The organism is Nonlabens sp. Asnod3-A02, assembly GCF_045063755.1.
Classification (GTDB): domain Bacteria; phylum Bacteroidota; class Bacteroidia; order Flavobacteriales; family Flavobacteriaceae; genus Nonlabens; species Nonlabens xylanidelens.
In genome coordinates this window covers 443185-468495 of the sequence record NZ_JBEFOC010000007.1, presented here as the reverse complement: position 1 = coordinate 468495, position 25311 = coordinate 443185, and the positions used below count along the sequence as shown (strand labels likewise).

The 25311-nt window shown below is 33.7% G+C and carries 21 protein-coding genes; 8 read left to right on the top strand and 13 right to left on the bottom strand.

The genetic code is table 11. The features are described from left to right. Positions 1-166: 166 nt before the first annotated feature. From ACJJVN_RS05400 to ACJJVN_RS05375, 6 genes are all read right to left on the bottom strand, one after another. A complete protein-coding gene (locus ACJJVN_RS05400; protein WP_405377389.1) occupies positions 167-736 on the bottom strand; it encodes a hypothetical protein in 570 nt (189 codons plus the stop codon). A 212-nt stretch (positions 737-948) separates the two neighbouring features. Beyond that, positions 949-1344 (bottom strand): hypothetical protein, encoded by a 396-nt coding sequence (locus ACJJVN_RS05395; RefSeq protein WP_405377388.1) that lies wholly within the window; start codon positions 1342-1344, stop codon positions 949-951. An 11-nt stretch (positions 1345-1355) separates the two neighbouring features. After that, positions 1356-1745 carry a hypothetical protein gene (locus ACJJVN_RS05390; RefSeq protein ID WP_405377387.1) on the bottom strand — a complete coding sequence of 130 codons (390 nt, stop codon included), beginning with the start codon at positions 1743-1745 and terminating at the stop codon, positions 1356-1358. Between the two features lie 222 nt (positions 1746-1967). Next, positions 1968-2531, bottom strand: a complete 564-nt coding sequence (locus tag ACJJVN_RS05385; protein WP_405377386.1) for a hypothetical protein — start codon at positions 2529-2531, stop codon at positions 1968-1970. Positions 2532-2806: 275 nt separating this feature from the next. Beyond that, positions 2807-3232, bottom strand: a complete 426-nt coding sequence (locus ACJJVN_RS05380) for a hypothetical protein (RefSeq protein WP_104515376.1) — start codon at positions 3230-3232, stop codon at positions 2807-2809. A 257-nt stretch (positions 3233-3489) separates the two neighbouring features. Next, positions 3490-4152, bottom strand: coding sequence for a hypothetical protein (locus ACJJVN_RS05375; RefSeq protein WP_146080401.1), 663 nt, complete (start codon positions 4150-4152; stop codon positions 3490-3492). 265 nt (positions 4153-4417) lie between these two features. Between ACJJVN_RS05375 and ACJJVN_RS05370 the strand changes: the two genes are divergently transcribed. Next, positions 4418-4756, top strand: a complete 339-nt coding sequence (locus ACJJVN_RS05370; RefSeq protein WP_104515378.1) for a single-stranded DNA-binding protein — start codon at positions 4418-4420, stop codon at positions 4754-4756. Positions 4757-4866: 110 nt separating this feature from the next. On the opposite strand, the gene ACJJVN_RS05365 is transcribed toward ACJJVN_RS05370, so the two are convergent. Both ACJJVN_RS05365 and ACJJVN_RS05360 read right to left on the bottom strand, forming a co-directional pair. Further along, positions 4867-5673, bottom strand: a complete 807-nt coding sequence (locus ACJJVN_RS05365; protein WP_405377385.1) for a hypothetical protein — start codon at positions 5671-5673, stop codon at positions 4867-4869. A 111-nt stretch (positions 5674-5784) separates the two neighbouring features. After that, positions 5785-7248 (bottom strand): magnesium chelatase, encoded by a 1464-nt coding sequence (locus ACJJVN_RS05360; protein WP_405377384.1) that lies wholly within the window; start codon positions 7246-7248, stop codon positions 5785-5787. A 215-nt stretch (positions 7249-7463) separates the two neighbouring features. Here ACJJVN_RS05360 and ACJJVN_RS05355 point away from each other — a divergent pair, with 215 nt between their 5' ends. Genes ACJJVN_RS05355 through ACJJVN_RS05335 form a run of 5 tightly spaced genes read left to right on the top strand, consistent with a single transcriptional unit; the run spans position 7464 to position 14409 of the window. Further along, positions 7464-8153, top strand: a complete 690-nt coding sequence (locus tag ACJJVN_RS05355) for a hypothetical protein (RefSeq protein ID WP_405377994.1) — start codon at positions 7464-7466, stop codon at positions 8151-8153. Next, positions 8140-9276 carry an AAA family ATPase gene (locus ACJJVN_RS05350; RefSeq protein WP_405377383.1) on the top strand — a complete coding sequence of 379 codons (1137 nt, stop codon included), beginning with the start codon at positions 8140-8142 and terminating at the stop codon, positions 9274-9276. The genes ACJJVN_RS05355 and ACJJVN_RS05350 overlap by 14 nt, the downstream gene beginning before the upstream one ends. After that, the gene (locus tag ACJJVN_RS05345) at positions 9249-9995 is read left to right on the top strand and encodes a hypothetical protein (protein WP_405377382.1); all 747 of its coding nucleotides are present in this window, start codon (positions 9249-9251) and stop codon (positions 9993-9995) included. Before ACJJVN_RS05350 ends, ACJJVN_RS05345 begins: the two co-directional genes overlap by 28 nt. Beyond that, positions 9988-12528: a ribosomal protein L7/L12 gene (locus ACJJVN_RS05340; RefSeq protein WP_405377381.1), complete on the top strand. Its 2541-nt coding sequence runs from the start codon at positions 9988-9990 to the stop codon at positions 12526-12528. The genes ACJJVN_RS05345 and ACJJVN_RS05340 overlap by 8 nt, the downstream gene beginning before the upstream one ends. A 3-nt stretch (positions 12529-12531) precedes the next feature. Further along, a complete protein-coding gene (locus ACJJVN_RS05335) occupies positions 12532-14409 on the top strand; it encodes a hypothetical protein (protein ID WP_405377380.1) in 1878 nt (625 codons plus the stop codon). A gap of 89 nt (positions 14410-14498) precedes the next feature. Here the strand turns inward: ACJJVN_RS05335 and recG are convergent, their stop codons facing one another. The 4 genes from recG to ACJJVN_RS05315 all read right to left on the bottom strand — a co-directional run bounded on the left by recG (position 14499) and on the right by ACJJVN_RS05315 (position 20426). Beyond that, a complete protein-coding gene (recG, locus tag ACJJVN_RS05330) occupies positions 14499-16604 on the bottom strand; it encodes an ATP-dependent DNA helicase RecG (RefSeq protein ID WP_405377379.1) in 2106 nt (701 codons plus the stop codon). A gap of 154 nt (positions 16605-16758) precedes the next feature. After that, a complete protein-coding gene (locus ACJJVN_RS05325; RefSeq protein WP_405377378.1) occupies positions 16759-17100 on the bottom strand; it encodes a GIY-YIG nuclease family protein in 342 nt (113 codons plus the stop codon). 313 nt (positions 17101-17413) lie between these two features. Beyond that, positions 17414-18010 (bottom strand): hypothetical protein, encoded by a 597-nt coding sequence (locus ACJJVN_RS05320; protein WP_104515383.1) that lies wholly within the window; start codon positions 18008-18010, stop codon positions 17414-17416. Between the two features lie 85 nt (positions 18011-18095). Then, positions 18096-20426 carry an ATP-dependent helicase gene (locus ACJJVN_RS05315; RefSeq protein ID WP_104515384.1) on the bottom strand — a complete coding sequence of 777 codons (2331 nt, stop codon included), beginning with the start codon at positions 20424-20426 and terminating at the stop codon, positions 18096-18098. A 174-nt stretch (positions 20427-20600) separates the two neighbouring features. Between ACJJVN_RS05315 and ACJJVN_RS05310 the strand changes: the two genes are divergently transcribed. Together ACJJVN_RS05310 and ACJJVN_RS05305 are read left to right on the top strand one after the other, a co-directional pair. Next, positions 20601-22151, top strand: a complete 1551-nt coding sequence (locus tag ACJJVN_RS05310) for an FMN-binding glutamate synthase family protein (RefSeq protein ID WP_405377377.1) — start codon at positions 20601-20603, stop codon at positions 22149-22151. Between the two features lie 297 nt (positions 22152-22448). Then, a complete protein-coding gene (locus ACJJVN_RS05305; protein ID WP_104515386.1) occupies positions 22449-22967 on the top strand; it encodes a hypothetical protein in 519 nt (172 codons plus the stop codon). A 107-nt stretch (positions 22968-23074) separates the two neighbouring features. Here ACJJVN_RS05305 and ACJJVN_RS05300 read toward each other — a convergent pair whose 3' ends face one another. Next, entirely contained in the window at positions 23075-25171 is a 2097-nt protein-coding gene (locus ACJJVN_RS05300; protein ID WP_405377376.1) for a M1 family metallopeptidase, read from the bottom strand. Positions 25172-25311: the final 140 nt, after the last annotated feature.

Sequence of the window (25311 nt, the reverse complement as noted above, 5' to 3'; positions counted from 1 at the left end):
GTTTCGATTTATGACTTAGCTAAATATAGAATTTTGCTTTTATCTTTTTTTACTATAAACGTCAAATTTTATATTTGGTGACTTTGTAAATATGCACAAACTTTCGGTTAAGCCACAAATGCCCCATGTTTTTTATACACTGTTAGCAGCAGGTTTTTTATTCAGTTTACATATAAAAATATTTCCATAACCAAATTCCAGAGTAATTAGTAAAACACATATCATTAATCTTAAATACTTGTATTCTGTCTTTAGGTAGTGGTTTGATTTTTTCTCCTTTTATCATTTGTTGAAGAAGATAGGATTTTTCTTTAAACCAACTTTGTTTTTGGTCAATAGTGTTTGCGTAAATTTTCAGGTAGTTTTTGTTTTCTTTTAATTCGACTACAATATCTTCAAGAAATCCTTCATCATTATATTCATCTGAATTCTCTTTGTCAACCCAACCATTCTCGCGTAAGATTTGAATTCCGTTATTTTCATTTGATTTAGATTTTTCTTCTATTTCAAAGTTGATATCAATCAATCCATATTTCGCAATTGTTCCTTCTATATTATTTCCTGATATTGATTTTATTTTTACTTTAAGGTTTTCTTCGATTATTGACTTTATTTCTTTTGCAATAACGTCACCTTTTTTTGATATATCAATAGGCATTTCAATTCCGATAAAATCTTTTATTGGATTGTACTTTAGTTCAGAATTAATTGTTCTTAAGGTATTGATTTTATTCATTGATGTGTTTTTCAACTTGCTGCTAACGTTAAGTATAAGAAATCGTAGGGCAGTTAATAAGCACTATCGTTTCAGTTTATAACTTAGCTAAATATAAATATTTTGCTTTTATCTTTTCTATTATAAAACGCCAAATTTTATATTTAGCGGACTTTGTTAATATTCACAGAACTTTGGAGTTAACACAAAAGCCCTATGTTTTTTATACATTGTTAGCCACTGGTTTTATTTACAATGATTTTCTTTTCAGGTGAATTTCCCCATTCTTGAGTCAACTCATAATTACTTAATTCTTTATTAGGATATTTTCCACTAAACGACCATATTTCAAGATTGTCAATTAGTCCATTTGTAAAAAACAAAGTACAATCAGCTCCAATTTCTAATTCAGTTGATTTTATTCCAACACCATTCAAAATTAAGTCACCGTTATTTGTTTTATGTTTTTCAATTCCGATTTTATGCTTAAATCCTACAAAAACTCCAGAACCTGTATATTCATAATCAGATTCTGATAGATATTCCAACTGTAATTTTGCTTTCATTCCATCTTTATCTCCGTCCAATAAAAGGTTCATAATATTTTGAATAAATTTTGATTTATTCATAAACGTTATTATTAGTTCATTTCTTTATTAATAGACTTAATTGCTTGTAACTTGTCAACTTGGATAAATATATGGTTTTGGTAAGATGTGCATTTTTCAATTAATGAATTCCAATTTTCATAATCATTTTCATTTGGAATTATTCGGATATAGATTTTTTTATTAGGCTTATATTCATTCGAGTTGAAAATTTTTGAAAAACGATTACAAAACTCATATCTCATTTTTGAAAAATCGAATATTATTCCTTGTATATTTTTTTGTTCTATTAAATTTTCTCTAGAGCTTTTAAGTATGAAATCAATATCATTATTACCTAATGAACCAATTCCAGTTATTCCAGAATATTTAATTACTAAATAATTTTTTATTTTTTCAATACTTACTAATTCTAGGTTCATTTTTTTACTTGTGGCTAACGTCTCAGTATATGAAAAGTAGCGCTGAAAAAAGGCGATATCTTTTCGGATGAAACACAAGCCGAATTTTTAAATTTTACTAATTATTCTATTTTTAGGAATTTGTCAAATTTAAAAATTTGGCGACTTCTTAAAAATGCCCAAACCTTTGTATTAGCAATGACTTGCGCTATTTTTTATATACGTCTTTGTTACCCACAGTTTTTATATTTCGTTTCCTTTTTCGTCAGTTACTATAATTGTTCTTTGTCCCATATTTGGTTCGACAAAAAGTCCCTTTTTTTCAATCCGATTTATGGTTGATTTTTTTAATTCCGAACACTCAACATACATATAATATTCATATCCGAAAGTTATTTTAAATTCAGATTCGAGTAAATTCATCCAAATAGTCTCTCTTAAAATCAAACGTATCATTTTTTGAATCTGCGTTAAATTCAAAATAGTTCCGTTTTCCAAAATGTCAATTTCATTATTAAAATCAACGTCAATATTCTTTAGTCGACCATCTTTTTTATAATTTTCAAAATCATCGAATGAATCTTGTAATTCTAATGAATCAATTTTTAGACTCGATATGTTTTTTTCGTCAAGAATAAGTTTAATAGATTCCGCATATGCTGTTTCTATTTGTTCATATTCTTCATAATCCACGTTTCTATATTCAGATTTTCCTATGTCGCTAATCGCTGTCCATTCGGAAATATCCAGAAAATGCCCTTCTTCATTTCTCTTTTTTGGGTCAAACTTTGTTATTCTGTAAGTCATTCTCTCAAATTGTGCGTAACGGCCAAAAGTATAATGCGACTGAGGTATTACATTGGTATGTTATTGTTTTAATTATGATTGATGTGAAAGTACAAAACAAATTTAGAACTCATGAGCCTTATAGGTGTTCAAAAAGAGCAAGTTATAATAGGTGAATACTTCATTAAAAAAACAAAATCAGGATTAATATATGATGACGGATATAGAAGTGTTCTTGTAAGAAATGAAGTGAAAATCACTTGTGTTTTAGTGCGGTTCTTTGTTAAAACATGTTTTTATTCCGCTATATTGATTATAATTCCATTGAATTCTGAGTTGTTTTTCAATTCATAATTTGTATTAGTTTCGTAATATGGTTTCCACTTCTCGAGGATTAGTTCACTTTCATTATTCCATTGTACTATTTTATAACCATTCGGAATAATACCTTTTTCAAGGTCATTTATATTTTTGTTATTTTCAATTACAGACCAAAAGACTCTTGAATATCCAAATCCGCCATTATCAAATTGATATTGGTAATATTTGTATTTTTCATTTGGCGAAATAGATTCAAACAGAATATTTAAACTCGGTTCATCTAGAATGTGTTCAGAATTAAAGGTCTCTGCTAGATCATTAAAATCAGAATTTATTTTTATTCCAATTCCAACTATTCCTACCAGAATGATTCCGACAATTATTAAAATCCATTTTTTCATTAAAATCAATCATTTTCAATTTATCACGATTTTCTCAAATCACAAACAACGGTTGGATATAAGAATAATAGCGCTGAAAAAGTGCACAAACTATTCGGTTAGACTCAAGCCGAATTTTTAAATTTATCTATTTATTTTTCTTTTCTCAAATAGCCAAATTTAAAAATTTGGCGACCTCGAAAAAGTGTCGAACCTTTGTATTTGCAACTGCTCGCGCTATTTTTTATATACATTGTTCTACACCGTTTTTTCGCAGACTAGCTCATCCATTCTAATCGACGATAAACCGCAATAGTATCCTTTTTCTTGTTTAGGAAATAGTATTTTTTCCCTTCAGAGAAATTTGTCTCATATTTTTCTAAACTTATTTGTTCGATTAGTGATTTGGTTTTATTATCATAGATATTGACATTTATCTCTTTTACTAAATCCATTAGATATGAATTGCCGAAGAAGTCTAAATCTATATTTTTTCCGTTATGATATTTCATAACATCCATTTTCATCTCTAAAAGACCATCCGCATCCCAAATATTATTTTTTGCTTTTGATAGGGCTATTTCTTTATCAAATTGTTTTAGAACATCTTGATAACAAAATTCATAATCAATATCGTCAAGAGTCAATTTTAATTTTTCATCACACAATAATTTCGAAGTGTTTTTAGTTGACCATATAGATGTTACAGTAAAAGAACTATCAAAATTATCGTCTGTGGTGCCTTTAGAATCAATTCTTTTTTGAATGACAGTATCACCTCGATATTCATATTCAACTCTTAAAGTATCGCCGTATGTTTTGCTCGATATTCTATTTGTTATTTCAAATGGTTCTAACTTTTCCTGAACTTCTCTTTTGGGTTCAGTAGAGCATGCAATAAAAATACTTATGATTGTTATTATGTAAAGTGTTTTTTTCAAATGGTGTAGAACGAAAAGTATATGAGAACTATCTCTCAACCCATAAATTTAAACATAAATCAACCCCATTTCTAACATAATTTTTAAAACTTATTCTTTTTAAGAATAACGGTCGGTTAATAAGATATAACCATTTACAAACGTAAATAAACGTAAACAAACGTTTAAAATACAATTGGAACTTTGATACCGTCACATCTTTGCACCGTCATCAATTACAAACGATGGCGTTAACTAATTTATAATCCATACAAACAAATTTATTATGAGTAATCTAAGCAACAAAGTACAATTAATCGGTAACCTAGGACAAGACCCAGAAACAGTAAATCTTAATGACGGTAAAACGCTAGTTAAGTTTTCTCTTGCTACTACAGACCGTTATACTAACAAATTAGGTGAGCAGGTAACTGACACACAATGGCACCGTATTGTAGCCTTTAATGGTACGGCAAACATTATATCTCAATACGTGAAAAAAGGAAATAAAATAGGTGTAGAAGGAAAACTAGTCACTAGACAGTGGGAAGATAAATCTGGAGAAAAACGCTATACTACAGAGGTAGTTTGCGACCAGGTATTAATGCTAGGTGGTAAAGCATAATCTTACTTATTCCTTTTAAAAAAGAACAAATTAATTCTTAAGCAAAGAGTCCATTATCTCGCGATAATGGACTCTTTTTTATTTTAAAATAAAACTCGTTAAAAGCTTTTTTACTTCTCTTCTATGGCATTAAGAAATGGCTCTAGTTCTAATAAATGAATGTCATCTCTTTTACGTAATTCTCTTAAGAACCATCCTTTATGACCAGCTCCATAAGTAATTAAAATTCGCTTACCTTCATAACGGTGTTTTTCTAGAGCCTTTTCAATATTCCAATAATGGGCAATATTTATATTTTCCCAACCACCTAGGCCTAGCTCTTCATTAAATAGTTTGTTATACGTCTGTAATCCTATATCTTGTATACTATCATATGCATTAGTATGAATAAAATAGGGATCATTTACCTTTCCTGTAGCTTTATAAATAGAATCTGATAATCTATTTGCATTGCGATAGGCAGCCCAGTCTTCTGTTCTAGAAGTATCCTGACTTATAGCTCTTAGCTTTTTACTACGTTCTCTCGCCATGGATAAAGACCATCCTGCTGTTGGTATAATTTCAAAGTCCATTTCTTTAGACAAAGGAAAAACAACGTCTGTATATTCTGGAAAACGCGAGACCCTAGATTCAGATATGGAATCGTTTTTCTTAAATCCATCCATCGCTTCTTTAAAACTACTAGGTGGTATTTCAGTTAAGATAAAATCAGGTTGAATCTCTTTAATTAACCTCTCCAGATAGTCTGTATTATAAACACTATCTGTTAAGTGGCCACCATGAATAGTTCCCAAAACTAGAACTTCATTTTTAGGCTTTTCTATCGTCTCTTTACGGTCGGTAGAAGTATGATCATTACAACTACTAATGAGTAGTATTAAAAATAATAATGGCAGGAATTTAAAGCTCTTTTGCATGTTTTTATAGGGGTTTATTATTATGTAATTCTTTTCATCTTTTTAAAATACAAATAGTAGGTCGTTTAAGAAAACAACCTACTATTTATAAATTCTAATATCTTTTATTATCTAGATTCCTCTTACAAAGTCACTATATAAATCATTAAATTGATATCCTTCTGTAAATCTCTTTTTACTCAATTTATCAAATTCCACTAGTGACCAAAGAATAAACTCCTTCATGAAATTACGGTCTTCCTTAGTTGTCTGTGGTTGGTATTTTTGCACAAGATCTTCTAGCGGTGTCACCTGATCGATCAATACTTGATAATCACTATCATTTAATTCGTCTAGTAATTCTAGTCCTTCATTATTAAAGAACCACTCCACTAATTTATCATAAGGCGTTACCTCATCACTTTTAACTAGTTTCTTAATTTCTGGAAAATATTGAGGGAACAACGTTTTAGTCGCCGCACCTATCAATTCATTTGCAACAAATGCTGCACCTTCTTGCTCTCCTTCATAAACCAGTTCTACCTTACCTGTGATTGCAGGTATAATACCGGTAAAGTCAGAAAAACGAATAGTAGTCTTATCGTCACCATTCATTAAAGAACGACGCTCAGCAGTACTCAGTAGATTTTCAAAAGCAGTAATACTCATACGAGCACTTACTCCACTTTTTTCATCTACATACTCACTATCTCTAGCGCTGAAGCTTATTTGCTCTAGTAAATCCTTAGCCAATTCAGGCACATAAACAGTCTCCGTAGTTCTTGAATCGTTCTTCGCTTCTTGTTGAGTAATTGTTTTCGCAATAGCGATATTCTCAGGATAATGAGTCAGAATTTGAGATCCTATTCTATCCTTAAGCGGTGTTACAATACTACCACGGTTGGTATAATCTTCAGGGTTTGCCGTAAAGACAAACTGCATGTCTAGTGCTAGTCGCAATTTAAAACCACGTATTTGTATATCACCTTCTTGCAAAATATTAAAAAGAGCTACCTGTATACGCGCCTGTAAATCTGGAAGTTCATTTATTACAAAAATGCATCGGTTTGCACGCGGTATCATACCATAATGTATCACGCGATCATCTGCATAGCTTAGTTTTAAATTGGCTGCCTTAATAGGGTCTATATCACCTATTAAATCGGCAACAGTAACATCTGGAGTGGCTAGTTTTTCATAAAAACGATCGTCTCTATGCAACCAGGATATAGGTGTTTTATCACCATGCTTTTCAATCAATTCTTTGGCCGTTCTAGAGAGCGGCTGTAATGGATCGTCATGAATCTCACTATCGGTCACATAAGGAATATATTCATCTAGCAAGCCAGTCATAAGTCTCGCAAGTCTGGTTTTTGCCTGACCTCTTAAACCTAATAAATTGATATTGTGACGTGATAAAATAGCACGTTCTAGTTCTGGAATTACAGTGTTTTCATAACCATGTATTCCTGTAAAAGAATTCACATCATTTTTAATGTTTTCAATAAGGTTATCCCTTAATTCTTCCTTAATTGACTTTGATTTCCAGCCGGCTTCCTTCAGCTGTCCTAACGTACTTATTTTATTGTAATCCATAATTTTTCCTTCGTAATCGTGTACAAATTACAACCCAAGCCCTACTCTAGCAATCATTAAAGAGATATTTAACGTTCCTGTTTAAAAACAAATAAGATTATAGTCGTTTAAATTCCACATAAAATGGTTGTAGATCTCGCTTTCGCGAAAGCGGAATTATTATTAAATAAAATAAATAAAGAGAAATATGAGGAGTAAATACAGCTATTTATTAAATTGAGCATTCAAAACAAAACGCAGTTATCAACGCTTTAAAAACTCATGATTTCTTAAAAACCATCACACAATTGCGTGAAGTGGGTCATCTTTTTTTGCACGAGAAGCCAGCCAAAATATCTACTTCTCAAAAAGAAGAAGTTAAGTTGTATCTTGAAAATGAATACTATAGAGAAGCACAAGAATATCCATTTAAAGCACCGGTATATGATAACGATGCAGCTCTTTGGGCTGCAAAAATAATTTATCATACCGCATTATTCATTATTTTCAGAAAGGACTCTGATAATTCTATTGAAAAATTATTCCCATACTTTGATAAGCAAATACAGCCTTCTCAAATTCTAAGTGCTGACTTATTACTGCGTTATCTACCTTTTCTATATCATACATTAGAGAATATAGATCCTAAAGATATTTTACTAGAACGTTTAAAATCCATTCTTAACAACTGGCATTATAGTGCAATAGATTTACATTTCTCACCAGGTCAATTGAATATAGAGCTCTATTATAGCAACTCATGTTTACAACAATTATTTTTTAATAGAATAGTCGTCCAAAAAAATCAAGCTTGGGGCTCGCACCCAGCAATCAATAAAAAATTAATCCAGCATTTAGGATTTTACAAAGACCAGCTTTGGAATTCTTTAAGTGCCATCACCATACCAAATGATGAGTCAGAATAACATACTACCACTTAAGGCATTACTAGATCATGTAAAATCAACTTTTATAGGAAAAGATGATGTTATCGACCTATTAGGTATAAGTCTTATTGCAAAAGAGAACACCTTTCTTTTTGGTCCACCAGGAACCGCAAAAAGTGCGATCGTAAAATCACTTTCTAAAGGAATTGAGAATGGTAAAAATTTTGAATATTTACTTACTCGATTTACAGAACCCAATGAGCTTTTTGGCCCATTTGACATCAAAAAATTACGTGAGGGAGAACTGGTGACTAATATTGAAGGAATGATGCCTGAGGCTTCATTAGTTTTTCTAGACGAAATCTTTAATGCCAACTCTGCTATTCTTAATAGTTTATTAATGGCACTTAATGAAAAGATGTTGAGACGTGGTAAACAAGTACTAGAGTTACCAGCTTTAATGTTTGTAGGAGCAAGTAATGTGTTACCAGAAGATGATGCTCTAGACGCACTTTTTGACCGTTTCTTAATCCGTATCAAGTGTGATTATGTACATCCAGACTTACTTAACCAAGTCTTACTTGCTGGCTGGAATCTTGAGCGTAATAAAACTGTAAAAACACCTACGATAACTCCAGAACAAATCATAGAATTACAACAAAAGGCAAAAAAAATAAGTCTGAGCGCTGTGTTAGAAACTTACATCGATCTGATTCGTAATTTGAGAAATACAGGAATTACCATTTCTGATCGTCGCGCGGTAAAAATTCAAAACCTCATCGCTGCAAGTGCCGTAATTTGCGATAGAGATGAAGCGATTATTTCAGATCTTTGGGTGCTTAAATACATATGGGATACTGAGGAACAAATTGAAATTCTAGAAGGAATTGTAAACAGTGCTATCGAGCAAGAAATTACCGAAAAATCACATCCACAAGCACTGTTTAATAAAGCGCCTAATCCAGAAGAGGTGATGAAGGAAGTTCAAATTCTCAAAGAAAAGTGGGATGCTACAGTTTTGAGTTACGACGAACAAAATGTTATAAAAGATAAACTGCGATACATTCAAAGCCGCGCCGACTGGATCCAAAACGAAGAACAAAAAACGTACATTAAAAAAGAAATAGACGCCTTATGGCAACAAATATTACAGAGCGTCTAGATTACGTTTTACATATAGACAAAGTTCATACAAAGCTGTTATTGAATATCTGGCATTTTGAAAATCTCAAAATAGCAATAGATGATAACGAAGTGTGGATTAAGGATTTTACACTTGACCAAATTAATAGTAAAGAAGTAAAATCCTTATCTCCTGCACGAATTTATTATTTAAAAGAAGCGCGCCTATTCCCTAAAGGTAAATTACTACCAGTGGCAAGAATGAAAATGATGCCCTCTTGGAAACCTATTCAAACTGTGCTACAATTAAAAACACCTGATCTTAATCATAACTATTTTGGTATTCCAGAAAAAGCATCTTTTGAAATCGTGAAATTTGAGGCAGAAAAAGATACCTGTGCGCAACTCATTCAAATCACTGATTTTAATTCACAAATTATTGAAACCGCTGCCAGTTATCGATTAGAAAAATTAACATACACCATCGTCGCTCCAGATCAATTGTTGATTATTGGAACACCTCTATTACCATTAAAAGGATATAGTTTTTGGAAAAATAAGTCCAGTTTCTATCCTACTGGCTATTATTTAAAATATCCTGCATTAGAAACTATCGTACAAAATGCGATAGATCAAGATCAAATACATTTTATTATTTGGCAAAAAAATAATTGTTATACCTTAATTGAAAAAGATCAATTTGTACCACTAACTATAAGCTCTTATCGCAAAAGCTTAAAATTGATTGATAATGAGTAGTTATTTTACACAATACAAGCATTATTTTTGGAATTGGGATATTGATGATAGTGAATCATCAGAAGCTATAGAAAATGCGGTGATCGAAATTCCTCAAGAAGGAACTTTAGTATATGAAGGAAGACTTAGAGAGATTTTAAACGCACTAGCCGAAAAAGGTTTACCACAATTAGGCTCTATTATTCTCATATTACTATCGGCTACTGTAGGCTTTGATGAAGAGGCTTTTGCTAGAATAAAACAATCTCTCTGGGGTCATTTAGATCAACATAAATTTGGGAATCAATATATCAAAAATGTTCATCAGATTATGGATTATGTTCATAATTTACCAACAGAATTGAGAATTGGGAATAATCTCATATACCTACTTGAGGTATTATTTGAAGAATCCCACAATAGAAAAGGGATTCAAAAGTCTAAACAAATTCTTAGAGGAGAAAATGCTATAAAAAACGCGGCGAGACACAATTATTATTTAGAGTTAACTACTAGATCTACTTACGAGAAAGACACCAGACCTATTGCATTGATGGTACGCAGGTTCAAATCCATGCAGGACTTAATCAACGCACTGACTAACGTTCCTATCATAAAAGAAGATCCAGAAGAAGAACTCTTATCTCAACTCGATCCAGTCTATAATACAGAAACATCTATTGTTGATCAATTAATAGAACATAAAGAAACAGTAGAGATAGGTTCATTGATCAAAAGAATCTGGTCTGGATTGCATATTCCCATGCATCAAAACGCAGCGAGCGAGCAACCTTTGGGTGGTGTTTCTGATATTACTAACAAAGGCGATATGAGTAGATTACTCATCTCAGAATTTGCTTATGATCAAGACACTTTTCTATCTCGTGTAGCAAATAAAGAAGCTTTATATATAGAAAGAGAAACCGCCAATGAAGAAAATGATAATAGGCGTGTTTTCTTAATCGATGCCTCTCTCAAGAATTGGGGAATTCCTAAAATATTATCTTTTGCAACAGCTCTTGCTATTGCAACACACCCTAAGTCTACTTTTGAATATGATGCCTATTTAGTAGGCGATAGTGTTCATTCTATTAACTTTGATGATATCTTAGAAATTATTTCTGGACAGCAAGTATTGAGCGCACAATTAGATCCAGCAATAGGATTACATGAATTTTATCAAGATTACATCACTCCTACTGACGAGGTTTTCTTACTCACAACAGAAGAAACCCTAGAAAGTAACGACTTACAATACGTTATTACTGATAATGTAGAGCAATTACATTATTTAATTACAACAAGCTCCAGCGGTCACATAGATTTCTATCGCTACCTTAACCGTAGTCGCAAGCATTTAAAACAAATTCATTTACCTTATGAAGAGCTTTGGAAACAACAAAAGCCTAAAAAGAAAGAGCTTGCTGTTAACTTTAAAAATACCATTGATGAAATCGTAGAAGATAATCTATTAACACCACTACTCAAATCAGAAGCCAAATACATTCTTTATCAAGATCAAGTATTCGTACTTCAAAGCGGTCATTTATACTCATTTACTTCTTCTGGAGCTAGCAAAGGCTTGCAGCTTATATACAATAATGTGGTAGCCTATAAAAACAGTGCTTATTGCATAAATTTTAATGCAAATAATGATCTTATTTTTCATGAGTATAACGCTTTCGCGAAAGCGTACTACATAACCAACTTAGAAACGGGAAAAAGTACTTCTAATCGCAAATATTCTAAAAACCTAGAAGGAAAATGTGGATTACTCTCAATAGAAAACAAAATAATTGTTTACTGTGATCGCAATTATTACCAAATATCAGAAAACGAGATCAAAAAAATTCACGTAACGATGAGTTCTAATTTGTTAAAACAAAGAACAGCAAAACAACAACTTATTGCTTCCTGTAGAAAAAGTTTAAACACAAAACTCACCAATTATTCTGTCCTTAAGAATATAGAAGAAATAAAAACGATTGATTTTTATGATGGATTAACACTTGTAATTGATAAATACCATCTAGATACATACTCTAATAAATTACTGTTCAATCAAAATGATTATAGTTATTTAGATCATAAAGAAAAGAAAAAACTCAGTCCTATAATAGATCTTTATCTTAAAAGAGGAAATCTAGAAAATATAAAAAATCTAAGAGAGATTTTAAAAATAAGCCTGAGTGAAGCAAAAACTTTTTTACGAAATGCACCTGTGGTAATTAAAGATGATATAGATCAACAAGTTGCCGATAAATTAAAAAAAGAATTAGAATCAAAAGGACTCACCTGCTATATAAAAACCAAAAAATTCCAAACCGAAAACGGCTCTTTAATCACCTTGAAAAATGGAAAACTCTATTTTCAGTCATCAGTAAGCTCTGGATTAAACTTTTCAATGACCTGTATTATCAAACAACCTATAGCATTTGCTAGTGATATGCATTTTACAGGAAATGAGTATTTCTTACCTGTAAAACATGAGTTGATAACAATAGAATACAGCAAGTTTAGAGAATTATACCTTATCCCATTTTTTAATTCCTAAGCCATGCATTTAAAAATCTTACCTACCAGAAATAATACCTACCCTAAACGTGGGCTACTCATAAAAGGAAACTCGCCACGACGCTGGTTAGAAGTGATTCAAAAATGCAATCTAAATCTAGATAATGTGAATGCCTTTCCTATCCCTAGCTCAAAAGCAAATGAGTTGTACGGTTGTTTTATTTATGGCAATTCTTTAAAATTTGATTCACATTTATCTAACGTAATATTTTTTCAGTACGTTCAAAATCAGATTTTCATACCAGAATACACGACCATACATCCGCAAATTTCAAAAAATGAAACAGATCGTATATTTGAAGTGCCTCATATATTCCATCCTGATTTTGGATGGGTAACTTTGAAAGAACCTCTGAATTGGCTAGACTGTTTAGATATCAAAAAACCTATAACGGTAAAAACTATTACACCTATGTTGGGAACAGTAATTCCTAAACATATATACAAAATAGCTGCGCTTGCAAAAGACGAAAAGGAAATAGAAAAGAAACTGGATCTACCTCTAGAAAAAATGTCAGATTCTAGTCTCAATACTATTGATAAATTACGTCTAGGTCTTTTCAAAACACTTTTTAAAAGTAAAGGTAAAGGTCCTGGACAGTTTGATGTAGAAGAACGAGGTTTCCTTAAACTTTTCAATCGTTTATCGGGCAACAAAAAAGGGAATTCTAAATGGAGTAAAAGTATGGACGCCTTAATGACTCGCAACTCCAGAGAAGCAGACAGGTTGCTTGCCATGTTTGCAAAAAATCCGCAAATGGCCATGCGATTTGCTATACCTCTTGATTTAATAGGTAGTTCTAGAGATTCTGGCAAAGGATTGTTTTCTCTTTTTAAAGGTTTCGACTCCAGATCTGACTCTGGTAATTCTAATGGCATGTCCATTTTTTCTATCATAACAAGAGGGGTTTTTATTTTTATGATTATTAGACTTGCTGTAAAAGCGAGTACAACAAGTACCTCTTCTGGTCAGGCGCTAGGTTATATTTTAGGGATTTTATTAATAGATATTATTCTTTATTTAGTTGTTTCTAACTTATTCAAATCTGGAGATGGTTCTGGTGGCACGGCGACCATTCACGATGATCGTATGGAAGCTTTGAGAAAGCAATATGAAAAGCTTATTGAAGAAGAAAAGAAAAAAGGTGATTATCGCAAAGCAGCTGCCATGCAAATCAAACTTCTAGGAAGCCACTGGCTTGCCGCAGAAACTTTAAATGAAGGAGAGTATTATGAAGAAGCCGCATACCTGCATCTCAAATACAATAAAAATAAGCAAAGTGCAGCACAGTGTTACGCAGACGGACGTTTCTATGACAAAGCGATTGCTCTCTATAAAGAACTTAAAGAAGATGAAAAAGTAGGCGATCTCTATAAAGAATCTGGAAGTTTAAATGAAGCTAATCTTTATTTTAAAATTGTCATTGATAAATATGTACAATCCCATAAATACTTGGATGCCTCTCAAGTTTATAAAGAAAAAATTGAGGACATTTCAAATACTCAAAAAACACTTTTAGAAGGATGGAGAAATCGCAAAGAATCAACTAAATGTATAGATCAATACTTTGAAAACATAAAAGACCATAAAAAGCTTGAGCAGGAGATTTTGTATTTCAACAAGTATGAAACTAATATTTCTAATATTAGAATATTCATAAAGTCATTAAAAAAGCAAAAACATAAATCTCCAGAGTTAGCCAATTTATCAAAAAAATTGATTTATGAAATCATTAGTAAGTATCACAAATCTGATCCCGGAATAGCTTTTGAACTAAGCAGCTTTGATGATGCTAATAAAAAAATACATCGCGACTCCAGTATATTTGTAAGAGAAGAGAAAAAGAAGAAAAGAAAGTAATTATAAATAAATCTCGCTTTCGCGAAAGCGAAACTGATATAATTATACAGATAGAAAAAAGAATATTTTGAATTTTGAGTTAGAATTTATCAACTTATATACTTCCAAAGTCCTTTTTTGTTTTGTAAAAAAGACATGACGCGTTTTACACCAGCATGTTCAGGTTTTTCTATTTTCACATCTTTGGCGAGTAATTTTTGCGCTGCTTCTCTTGCTATGGCGAGTATATGATTGTCCTTTACAATATCTGCAAGTCTTAAATCCATGACACCACTTTGCTGTGTTCCCATAAGATCTCCTGGGCCGCGTAATTTAAGATCTACCTCAGCAATCTTAAAACCATCGGTAGTAGCAACCATGGTGTCTAATCTTGTTTTTGAATTGGCACTTAATTTATGACCTGTCATTAAAATACAGTAGCTCTGGTCTCCACCACGACCTACTCTACCGCGCAATTGGTGCAATTGAGATAGTCCAAAACGCTCGGCACTTTCTATAATCATGACGCTGGCATTAGGCACATTTACACCTACTTCTATCACTGTGGTTGCGACCATGATCTGAGTCTCGCCATTTACAAAGCGATTCATTTCATAATCTTTGTCCTCTGGCTTCATACGGCCATGGACTATACTTACATTGTATTTAGGTAAAGGGAATTCTCTAACGATACTTTCATATCCATCTTGCAGGTCTTTATAATCTAGCTTTTCTGACTCTTCTATTAATGGATATACCATATAAATTTGTCGTCCTAGCGCTATCTCGTCACGTATAAATCCAAAAACGGCCAATCTATTTTTATCATAGCGATGTACGGTTTTAATCTCTTTACGACCTGGCGGCAACTCATCTATTACAGAGATGTCTAGATCTCCATATAGACTCATGGCAAGTGTTCTAGGTATAGGTGTTGCGGTCATCACGAGCACGTGCGGTGGCAATTCATTTTTCTTCCAGAGTTTTGCTCTTTGTGCAACGCCAAAACGGTGCTGCTCATCTACTATAGCAACGCCCAAGTTTTTAAACTTTACTTTATCCTCAATAAGTGCATGTGTACCTATTAAAATATCTAAAGTTCCACCTTCTAACTCTTCATGAATAGTACGACGTGCTTTAGTCTTTACAGATCCTGTAAGTAAGGAAACCGTAATTCCTGTACCTTCTAGCAATTCTGAAACGCCACTGTAATGCTGTTGTGCAAGAATCTCTGTAGGTGCCATAATACAAGCCTGGAAACCGTTATCTAATGCAAGTAAGGCTGTGAGAACGGCAACTATCGTTTTTCCAGAACCTACATCACCTTGAAGCAAACGATTCATATGCGCGCCAGTACCCATGTCGGCACGTATTTCTTTTACCACACGTTTTTGCGCACCAGTAAGTTCAAAGGGTAAATGATTTTTATAAAAGTCGGTAAACTTATCTCCTACATTATCAAAAACATAACCTCTTATCTTCGTTTTTCTAATTCTATTTTGCAGCAATAATTCCATTTGAATAAAGAAAAGCTCTTCAAACTTTAATCTATAAATAGAATGCTTTAACATCTCTGGTGTGGTAGGAAAATGAACATTAAGCATGGCTTCATTTTTACCTATCAACTTATAATGCTCACGCATATCGTCTGGCAATGTTTCTACAAAGGCACCATTGATCTCGCTAAATAACTTGCGCATACATTTAACAATGTAGGTGTTGGTTATCTTACGTTTGGCCAGCATTTCTGTACTGGGATAGACTGGTGTCATCGCACTTTGTTTGCGTGACTTGTGATCTACTAATAATTCTAGATCTGGATGTGCAATATTATATTGAGATCCATAACGAGCCACTTTACCGAAGGCTACATAGGGCTCATTTATCTTTAAACTATCTCTAAAATGTTTCTGACTGCGGAACCATACCAACTCCATGCGTCCCGTCTCGTCTGCAAACGTGGCAACTAGCCGCTCTGACTTACCGGACCCTGCGGTTTTTATATTGATAATTTTCCCTAGAATCTGCACTTGCGCACTGTCTGGAACAAGCTGATTGATCTTATAATATTTAGTTTTATCTATATATCGATTAGGAAAAAGGTTTGCCAGATCTCCATAAGTATGGATATGCAATTCACTACGCAACAGTTTTGCTCTTTCTGGGCCTATGCCAGTAAGGTAATCTATAGGTGTAGAAAGAAAGTTAAGTGGCAATGGAAAGTTGTTTCTAGTGTGTATTCAAAGATAAATGGACTTGATGAAATTGTCAAATTAATAATCATGTGAATATATGATATACCAAAATTTAAACTTTTAAAATAATGCTAGTCTGAGCGATAGTCGAAGACGGTTACTTATGGAAAGAGTTTTATCTTTCTCTTTTAGGTACATCATCTGAAGATGCAAATGCGCTTGATGAATCATTCTGACAATTAGATAATATTTTCAATCTATCAAAATCACCAGATGCTAATGCTCGTTTCTTTTTAGCTGACCATTTCTTAATTCTTGCTTCAAAATGACAAGCTAGAAATACATCGTTAAATTGTTCATGAAATAACAACTCTACTGGTCGTCTTTTGAAAGTAAATAATCGTGGATTCAATCCTTTTTGATGTTCGTTAAATCTTCTTTGGATATTGTTCGTCATGCCTGAGTAGAGCAATCTGTCATTACATTCTAATAGGTATACGTAAAACTGATAATTCATACCAAATAATATTAATAAAGATCGTGCGAGAGAAAAAGGTTTCGACTATCGCTCAACCAAGCATTTAAAATGAAGTTATTATTTTCTGACACATTCAGACTGCATTCTTGAAGGTTTAATGTTGCTTGTATTTTATATCTTAAAGCTGCATCATAGACATTTAACAAGATTTCAGTAATCTGATATTCTATTTTTTGAAGACACATTAAAAAAACCTTAAATGAAGTTAATTCATTTTAGTTTTCGAATCAAAAAAAACCGAAACTCAACATTGTTAAGTTTCGGTTTTCAAGTATTTATTTAATAGTCTGTATTATCCACGACGTCTTTCTAGCAGAATCATCATCATAAGACCTAACATTACTCTTTCTTTATCATCTTCGTCTATATCTGCCACTTTTTCAAGTTCAAATTCTTTACCGAAGAAAGAAGGCATTTTCTTTAATTTAACTACTATCTGACCTGCTTTGTTAGTCACATTATAAGTAGGGTTAAATAAATAACCTGTAAAAGCACCTAGTACAGGTATCTCTCCTATCATGGAGTCTGCAACACGTACCCATGCGTTTGCTTCTTGCACTTTATACTGCGGCTGGTTATTTTGATCTACAATATCATACTCTGCCTTCCACATAGAGCGCCATCCTTTACGAGCAATTTTACCTATTTCATTACCGCTAGCGTCTGTCATAGAATATGCTGCACTAAAGTCTAGCCATTTATTTGCCGCGATGGTAAATAAAACTTGCGATTTACTCTCGTCACTGTAAACTGAAATGGCTTCTTTGAGCTTAAACATTTTTTGCTTTACGTAAGCAATAGTTTGTCCTGACGCATTTTTTGCTGTAAAATCATTACTTAGCGTAGTGATCTTAAATGAGAATTTAATAGGGTATTGTAAGTTGTTCATTCTGGTTTAATTAGTGGTTAAATGTAATGTTATAATTCCGCTTTCGCGAAAGCGGAACCAAAGATTAACATCTATATATTTATTTCTATCCTACTACATCTAATTTAGCAAATCTCAGAAGTAATTTCTTAAGACCACCGACATTAAAGTTGATTTCGGCTTTTTTCTCACCACCAGCGCCTTCTAGATTAACTACTGTACCACGACCAAAGCGCGCATGTTCTACTATCATACCTGGTTGTAAATCGCCTTCAAAACCAGAAGGAGCACTAGAATTACTAGTTGTACGACTTACCGGTCGCATTTTTCTTAGTTTTCTAATTTGCTCTTCATTAGGCTGGTTTACACTGGGTGGTGTTCCATTCTTAGGTTTAGACTGTCGCAGTTTTGACTTATCTGGCTCATCCCACAGGTCATTATTCATCAGTGGTTTATATCGATAATTATCTATAGGAGTCGTGTATTCTATATAATCTTGATTAATTTCTGTAATAAAACGACTAGGCTCTGCATCTACTAGTTTACCCCAGCGATAGCGGCTCAAAGTGTAGGTTAAATAAGCTTGATGCTCTGCTCTGGTTAATGCCACGTAAAATAATCTTCTCTCTTCTTCTAGGTCCTCGCGAGTATTCATACTCATACCACTAGGGAAAAGATCTTCTTCCATACCTACTATATATAAGTAAGGAAACTCCAGCCCTTTAGACAGGTGAATGGTCATTAAAGAAACGCGGTCATCGTCTCCTGTATCTTTATCGAGATCTGTTGCTAGTGCAACATCTTCTAGAAATTCTGACAGGGCACCTCTCGCGTCTGCTACTTCTTTTTGTCCTTCTACAAAGTCTCGCATACCGTTAAGAAGCTCTTCCATATTTTCTATACGGGAGATTCCTTCTTGTGTACCGTCTTTCTTGAGCTCAGTTAACAAAGCGGTTTTCTTTAAGACATATTCTGTCAGTTCAAAAACGTTTTGAGTTAGATCTAGCGCTTGAAAACTCTTAATCATGGTAACAAAATTCTTCAACTTTGTTTTTGTAGAACTGTTTATTCCAGCATCTACTCGATCTATATTTTCCATGACCTCAAAAATGGTACGGTCATAATGTTTTGTAGCAGCTATTAAACGGTCCATGGTCGTAGCACCTATACCTCGAGCAGGGTAATTGATAACTCGTTTTATAGCCTCTTCGTCTTTTGGGTTTACCACCAGACGTAGATATGCAAGTACATCTTTCACCTCTTTGCGCTGGTAAAAGCTAAGACCTCCATAAATACGATATGGAATATCACGTTTACGCAACGCGTCTTCCATCGCACGAGACTGTGCGTTTGTTCTATAGAGAATGGCAAATTTTCCATTATCTAACTGGTGTTGCATTTTGTTTTCAAAAATAGAACCGGCTACATAACGACCTTCTTCGGCATCACTCATGAGTCGGTGGACTATAATTTTAGGCCCATCATTATTTGCTGTCCATACTACTTTATCAAGTTTAGTCTTATTGTGCTCGATGATTGAGTTTGCCGCTTCTACAATATTTTTTGTAGAACGGTAATTTTGTTCTAGACGGTATGCTTTTACATTATCATAATCCTTCTGAAAGTTCAAGATGTTATTAATATTTGCACCACGGAAAGCATAAATGGATTGCGCATCGTCACCTACCACGCATATATTTTGGAATTTATCTGACAGTGCTTTTACTATCAAATACTGTGAGTGATTCGTATCCTGGTACTCATCTACCAGTATGTATTGAAAACGATTTTGATATTTTGCTAGAACTTCTGGAAAGCGGTTTATTAATTCATTAGTCTTTAATAATAAATCATCAAAATCCATCGCTCCAGCCTTGAAACAGCGTTCTACATACTCTTTATAAATCTCACCAAAACGTGGACGTCGTGCCATCGCGTCTGCCTCTTGTAAATCGGCATCATTGTAATAGGCGCGTACGGTAATCAGACCGTTTTTAAGAGAAGAGATGCGCGACTGTATTTGCTTGTATTTATAGACATCTTTATCCAGTCCCATTTCTTTTATAATGGCACTGGTAAGACGTTGTGAATCTTGAGAATCGTAAATAGTAAAGTTAGATGGATAGCCTAGTTTATCTGCCTCCATACGCAATAGCTTTGCAAAGACAGAGTGAAAAGTTCCCATCCACAAATTTTTAGCTTGTCCGGCACCCACGATATCACCGATACGTTTTTTCATCTCTTTGGCCGCCTTATTAGTAAACGTAAGAGATAAAATATTAAACGGATCTACACCTTGTTGCATCAAATAAGCAATACGTATGGTAAGCACACGAGTCTTCCCAGAACCTGCACCAGCAATGATGATCATAGGACCTTCTTTTTGTAAAACTGGTTCTCTTTGGGCGTCGTTAAGCTGGGAAATATAATCTTGCACAGGTCTTCATTTTATAGAGTATAAAGATAAGGCTTGTGCTGTTCTCGCTTCTGCGAAAGCGGAATAAAAATCCAGCGTTTTTTCAACATTAAGAGATGGAATAGTATAATTTCATTGCAGTTATCACAGATCTTATATAACAACTATTGTATTTTTAGCTCTTAATTATTTTTCATGGAACAAATTTGGGATTTTATTGCAAACATAGCTTGGTACTGGTACCTCATCGCTTTTATAATTATCGTTGCACTTTATGATATTTTCAATAAGAAACATATCATCCTCAGGAATTTCCCTGTAGTCGGACATATTAGATACTGGCTAGAAAGTATAGGTCCAGAATTGCGTCAATACATTGTGGCAAATAATCGTGAAGAACTTCCTTTCAATAGAATTGAGCGTGGCTGGATATATGCCAGTGCAAAGAATGAAAATAACTATGAAGGTTTTGGTACCGATCGTGACATCTACTCGCACCAGTATATTTTTATTAATAATGCGATGATGCCTTTTAAACTTGATGAAAATCATGTTACTGCTAAAGACCCAGGATTCCTTCCTTGTGCAAAGGTTATGGGAGCTGCAAAAAATAGAAAAAGACCTTTTAGACCTAGAAGTGTGATTAATGTGAGCGCGATGAGTTATGGTAGTTTAAGTGCCAAGGCTATTGAGGCTTTAAACACAGGCTGTAAGGAAGTACATGCTTACCACAATACTGGTGAAGGTGGACTATCTCCTTATCACAAAACTGGTGCAGACGTTGTTTTTCATTTTGGTACTGGATACTTTGGAGTACGTGGTGACGACGGAAAATTTTCCATGGAAAAATTAAAACAACTGGTTAAAGATCATCCACAAGTAAGAGCTATAGAGGTGAAACTATCTCAAGGTGCAAAACCTGGAAAAGGTGGTGTACTACCAGGTTCTAAAATTACTAAAGAGATAAGTGAAATACGTAATGTCCCTATGGGGAAAGACGTTCTCTCTCCTCCTACTCACAGTGCTTTTGAAGGAATACAAGGTCTTGTAGATTTTGTTGAAAAAATAGCTCAGGAAACTGGATTACCTACTGGTATAAAAGCTGCGATAGGTAAACTAGAACAATGGGAAGAACTGGCAGATATTATGAAAGCTACAGGAAAAGGTCCAGACTTTATCACTGTAGATGGTGGTGAAGGTGGTACTGGTGCTGCTCCACCTAGTTTTGCAGATCATGTATCGCTTCCATGGGTATATGGTTTTAAAGATCTTTATCAGGTTTTCCAGAATAGACAAATGACTGAAGATTTAGTCTTTATCGCATCTGGTAAACTAGGTTTTCCTGCTAAGGCTGCGATGGCATTTTCTATGGGAGCAGATGTTATTAATGTAGCTCGTGAAGCTATGATATCTATAGGTTGCATACAGGCACAAGCATGCCACAACAACACCTGTCCTACTGGTATTGCTACTCAAAATAAATGGTTGCAACGTGGTATCGTTGTTCCAGAAAAAGCTGGTAGACTGGCTAGCTATTTTAAGAAATTCAATAAAGAAGTGCTAGAGATTACTCACGCAGCTGGTTATGAGCACCCATGTCAGTTTGATATGAGAGATGTAGATGTGAATATAGGAGATAGTAACATGACACAAACTCTAGAACATACTTATAAATATCAAAAAACGGTCGTCCCATTTAATGGTATGCAAGAATTAAAAGACTGCATTCACCTAGGTGGTAAATAAAATAAGCTGCTCAATCAAAAGAGCAGCTTACTGTAAAAACTAACCAAATAACCTTATAATCTCGACACTTAAAAAAAACTCTGTACTGCAATTTGCTTACTCGATGTCTTTTTAAGGAAGTATTATTTTATAAACATAAAGTATATAAATATGTCGATAAAGAGGTAACAGATAAAACCACGGCTTCATACTATAAAACACTTATATCGCTAGATGAATAGAAATAGCCCTATAAAATTACATGTTAAATAAAATATCCTATTATTTTTGAACGTTCCAAAACTTTAAAACCCAAATATGCAAGAAGCGATTTTACCTTTACTCCAAACCTTATTACCTGCTTTTATTATTGCAGTAATTTCTTATTATTTCTTTTCGTCATTTATGAAGAATGAAGAAAAAAGAAGACGTTTTATCACAGTAAGAGAGTCTCAAGCAAAAACACTTCCTACTCGCATGGCTGCCTATGAGAGATTAGTTCTTTTTCTTGAACGTATTAAACCTGCTAGTCTAGTCGTTAGAACTAAGCCTGGTAACTTATCAAAATCTGAGTATGAACAAGGACTTATTGCAGCTATAGAACATGAGTTTGAACACAACATAGCGCAACAAGTTTACGTGAGTGAAGAATGCTGGAATATCATACGTGCCGCAAAAAACACTACCATACAAAAACTACGTCAAGTATCTATGACTGATAAAGTCACCACTGCAGACGGACTACGTCAGGCTATTCTTAATGACCTTATGGATAAACGTGCACCTAGCGCCACTGCGATAAGCTTCTTAAAAACTGAAGTAAATGATTTGTTTTAAATAAAAAACATAGCTTATATAAAAAATCCAGATCTGTAATAGATCTGGATTTTTTATATGATTAAACTTTATAAGAGTTATAAATCACTACTTATGAAATCATTAGACTATTTTATATCTATAATCTTCTTTAAACGTTTTTGATTTTCTGTATTAAAATGATCAAAAGACTGGTCTATAAGAAATTTACCATTCTCTCTTTTATATTGCGCTTTTAAGATATCACGCGCATTTTCATAAAATCGCCATACATGATGTAAACTAGCTTGCATGAGATCAATGTAATTTTGCTGACTCATCGCATCTAGATTTATTAAATAATCAAATGCTGCCGTTCTAGTCTCTGTACCATAAACAGGTCCTGTATAAGACTGTAATCTAGTTAATAAAGGCAATAACTCTTCATTGCTGTAACCACTAGAGTTGAGCGCAAGAACTATCCATGCCATGTCTAGACTAGAATTCATGTCGTTCCATTGCTGTTTTGTTTCTTCTAAAAAGGTTCTTTTATCACTCACATCATTCCATAAAAGAAATAATGCCGACTCTCTAGTCACGTAAGAATTATCGTTGAGCATGCTTTTTATCAATTCTCTATTCTCTACATTTATACTAGGCGTACTTAAAACTATTAATTGATTCACCTCTACATTATCAAGTGTGGCAGCCGCTCTTAATAACTCGTATTTCTTATTCGTATTATGAATACTTAATTGTGCCACCATTTCTTTAACCAGTTCTAACTCTACCGGTTTTTCTAGCGTTTCTTTATAAGAATAATAAGACTCGTCAAAGCTAGATATACGTCTTGCCGCCAGCTGTAAAAAGTCCTCCATAATAGGTTCTTTTCTCAAGATTTGTAAAGCATCGGCAGTAGGAAATGTAGTAGATGTTAACCATGTTGCTTTAAACTCGTCTAGATTTTGATTGCTTACTTCTTCTACTATATCTAGAAAATCATTTGTCGTGACATTACTGTATTTATTCTTTATAAGGTATTGTGTTACGCTTTCGCGAAAGCTGAACTCTCCAACCTTATCCTTTAACGCATGTAAAGCCCATGCCCCATGTTGATAGAATGTAAGCGAGTTTGCTTTGGGATCTAACAAAGCAGTACTTTTTCCTCTAGCAGTCTGCTCGTTCAAAGCCTCGGCATACTCATATAATTGATGTTGAAAATAAGAATTACCGTATAAATCCTTTTCGGCTAGCAATGCATAATAACTAGCAAACCCTTCATGCAACCAGTGGTGCTTTGCATCTGTCTCGGTAACTAAATCACCAAACCATTGATGTGCTAACTCGTGCGCATTTACGTTTACATAACTACGGTCATTTGCTCCTAGCGCATCGGTAAAAAACACATCGCTAAAAACGGTTAAACCTGTATTTTCCATCCCAGAATATAAAAAGTCTTTTACAGGAATTTGCTTATAATCTTGCCATGGAAATGCTACTCCTATCTCTCCTTCTAAGAAATCAAAAATCTCTTTAGAATGTTGATAGGTAGTCGCTACTTTATCTCCTTGATTTTTATAATAGTAATATTCAAGAGGTGTCCCAGAAGAACTATTCTCTTTTTTCACCTCATAATCTCCTACAACCACGGCCAGCAAATAACTAGACATAGGTTTTTGCATGGTGTATTTCCATGTTTTCACATCTGCACCATTTGTCACGTTTTTAAGAACACCATTTGCTACAGCAAGCTTAGAAGAAGGAGCGGTAATAGACGTATTCCAGATGATCTTATCATTCATATCATCAATACTAGGCAACCAGTTGCTGGTGTATTTACCTTGTCCTTGCGTCCATACTTGATCCCACAAACGATCATCGTCTATATCTATATGGTACATAGCCTTTGATGGGTAACTGGTAAAAGAGATTTTAAGGTCGTGCTCCTCTCCTGCCTTAAACGGAGCTTGTACGACAAGTTTCTTCCCATCATAAATCATTTTCACTTCCTTATTATCTAATAAGGCACTGTAAGAAACTAGGTTTTTTGCATCTAGAAAAATAGATGGCGCATCATTTAAGATTTCAAGATTATAATCTATAGTACCTGTTATCTCATTAGAATTTGCATCTAGGTTTATAGAAACATCAGCCTGTTTAAAATCTACCGTTGTTAACTGGCTAGGCGTGTTTTGTGATTGAGAAAAATAAGCTCCAAAAAGAGCAACTAGTGTGATCCATTTCATAAGGGCGAAAAATACAAAAGATGTACCGCAATTAACTCCTAACGAGTCATGCTTAACTTTTATTAACGATAAAACTATCGCTACCGCATAAAATTTTAAGAAACTGATCTTACTCTACGAGTATAAATCTCTATTTTCGT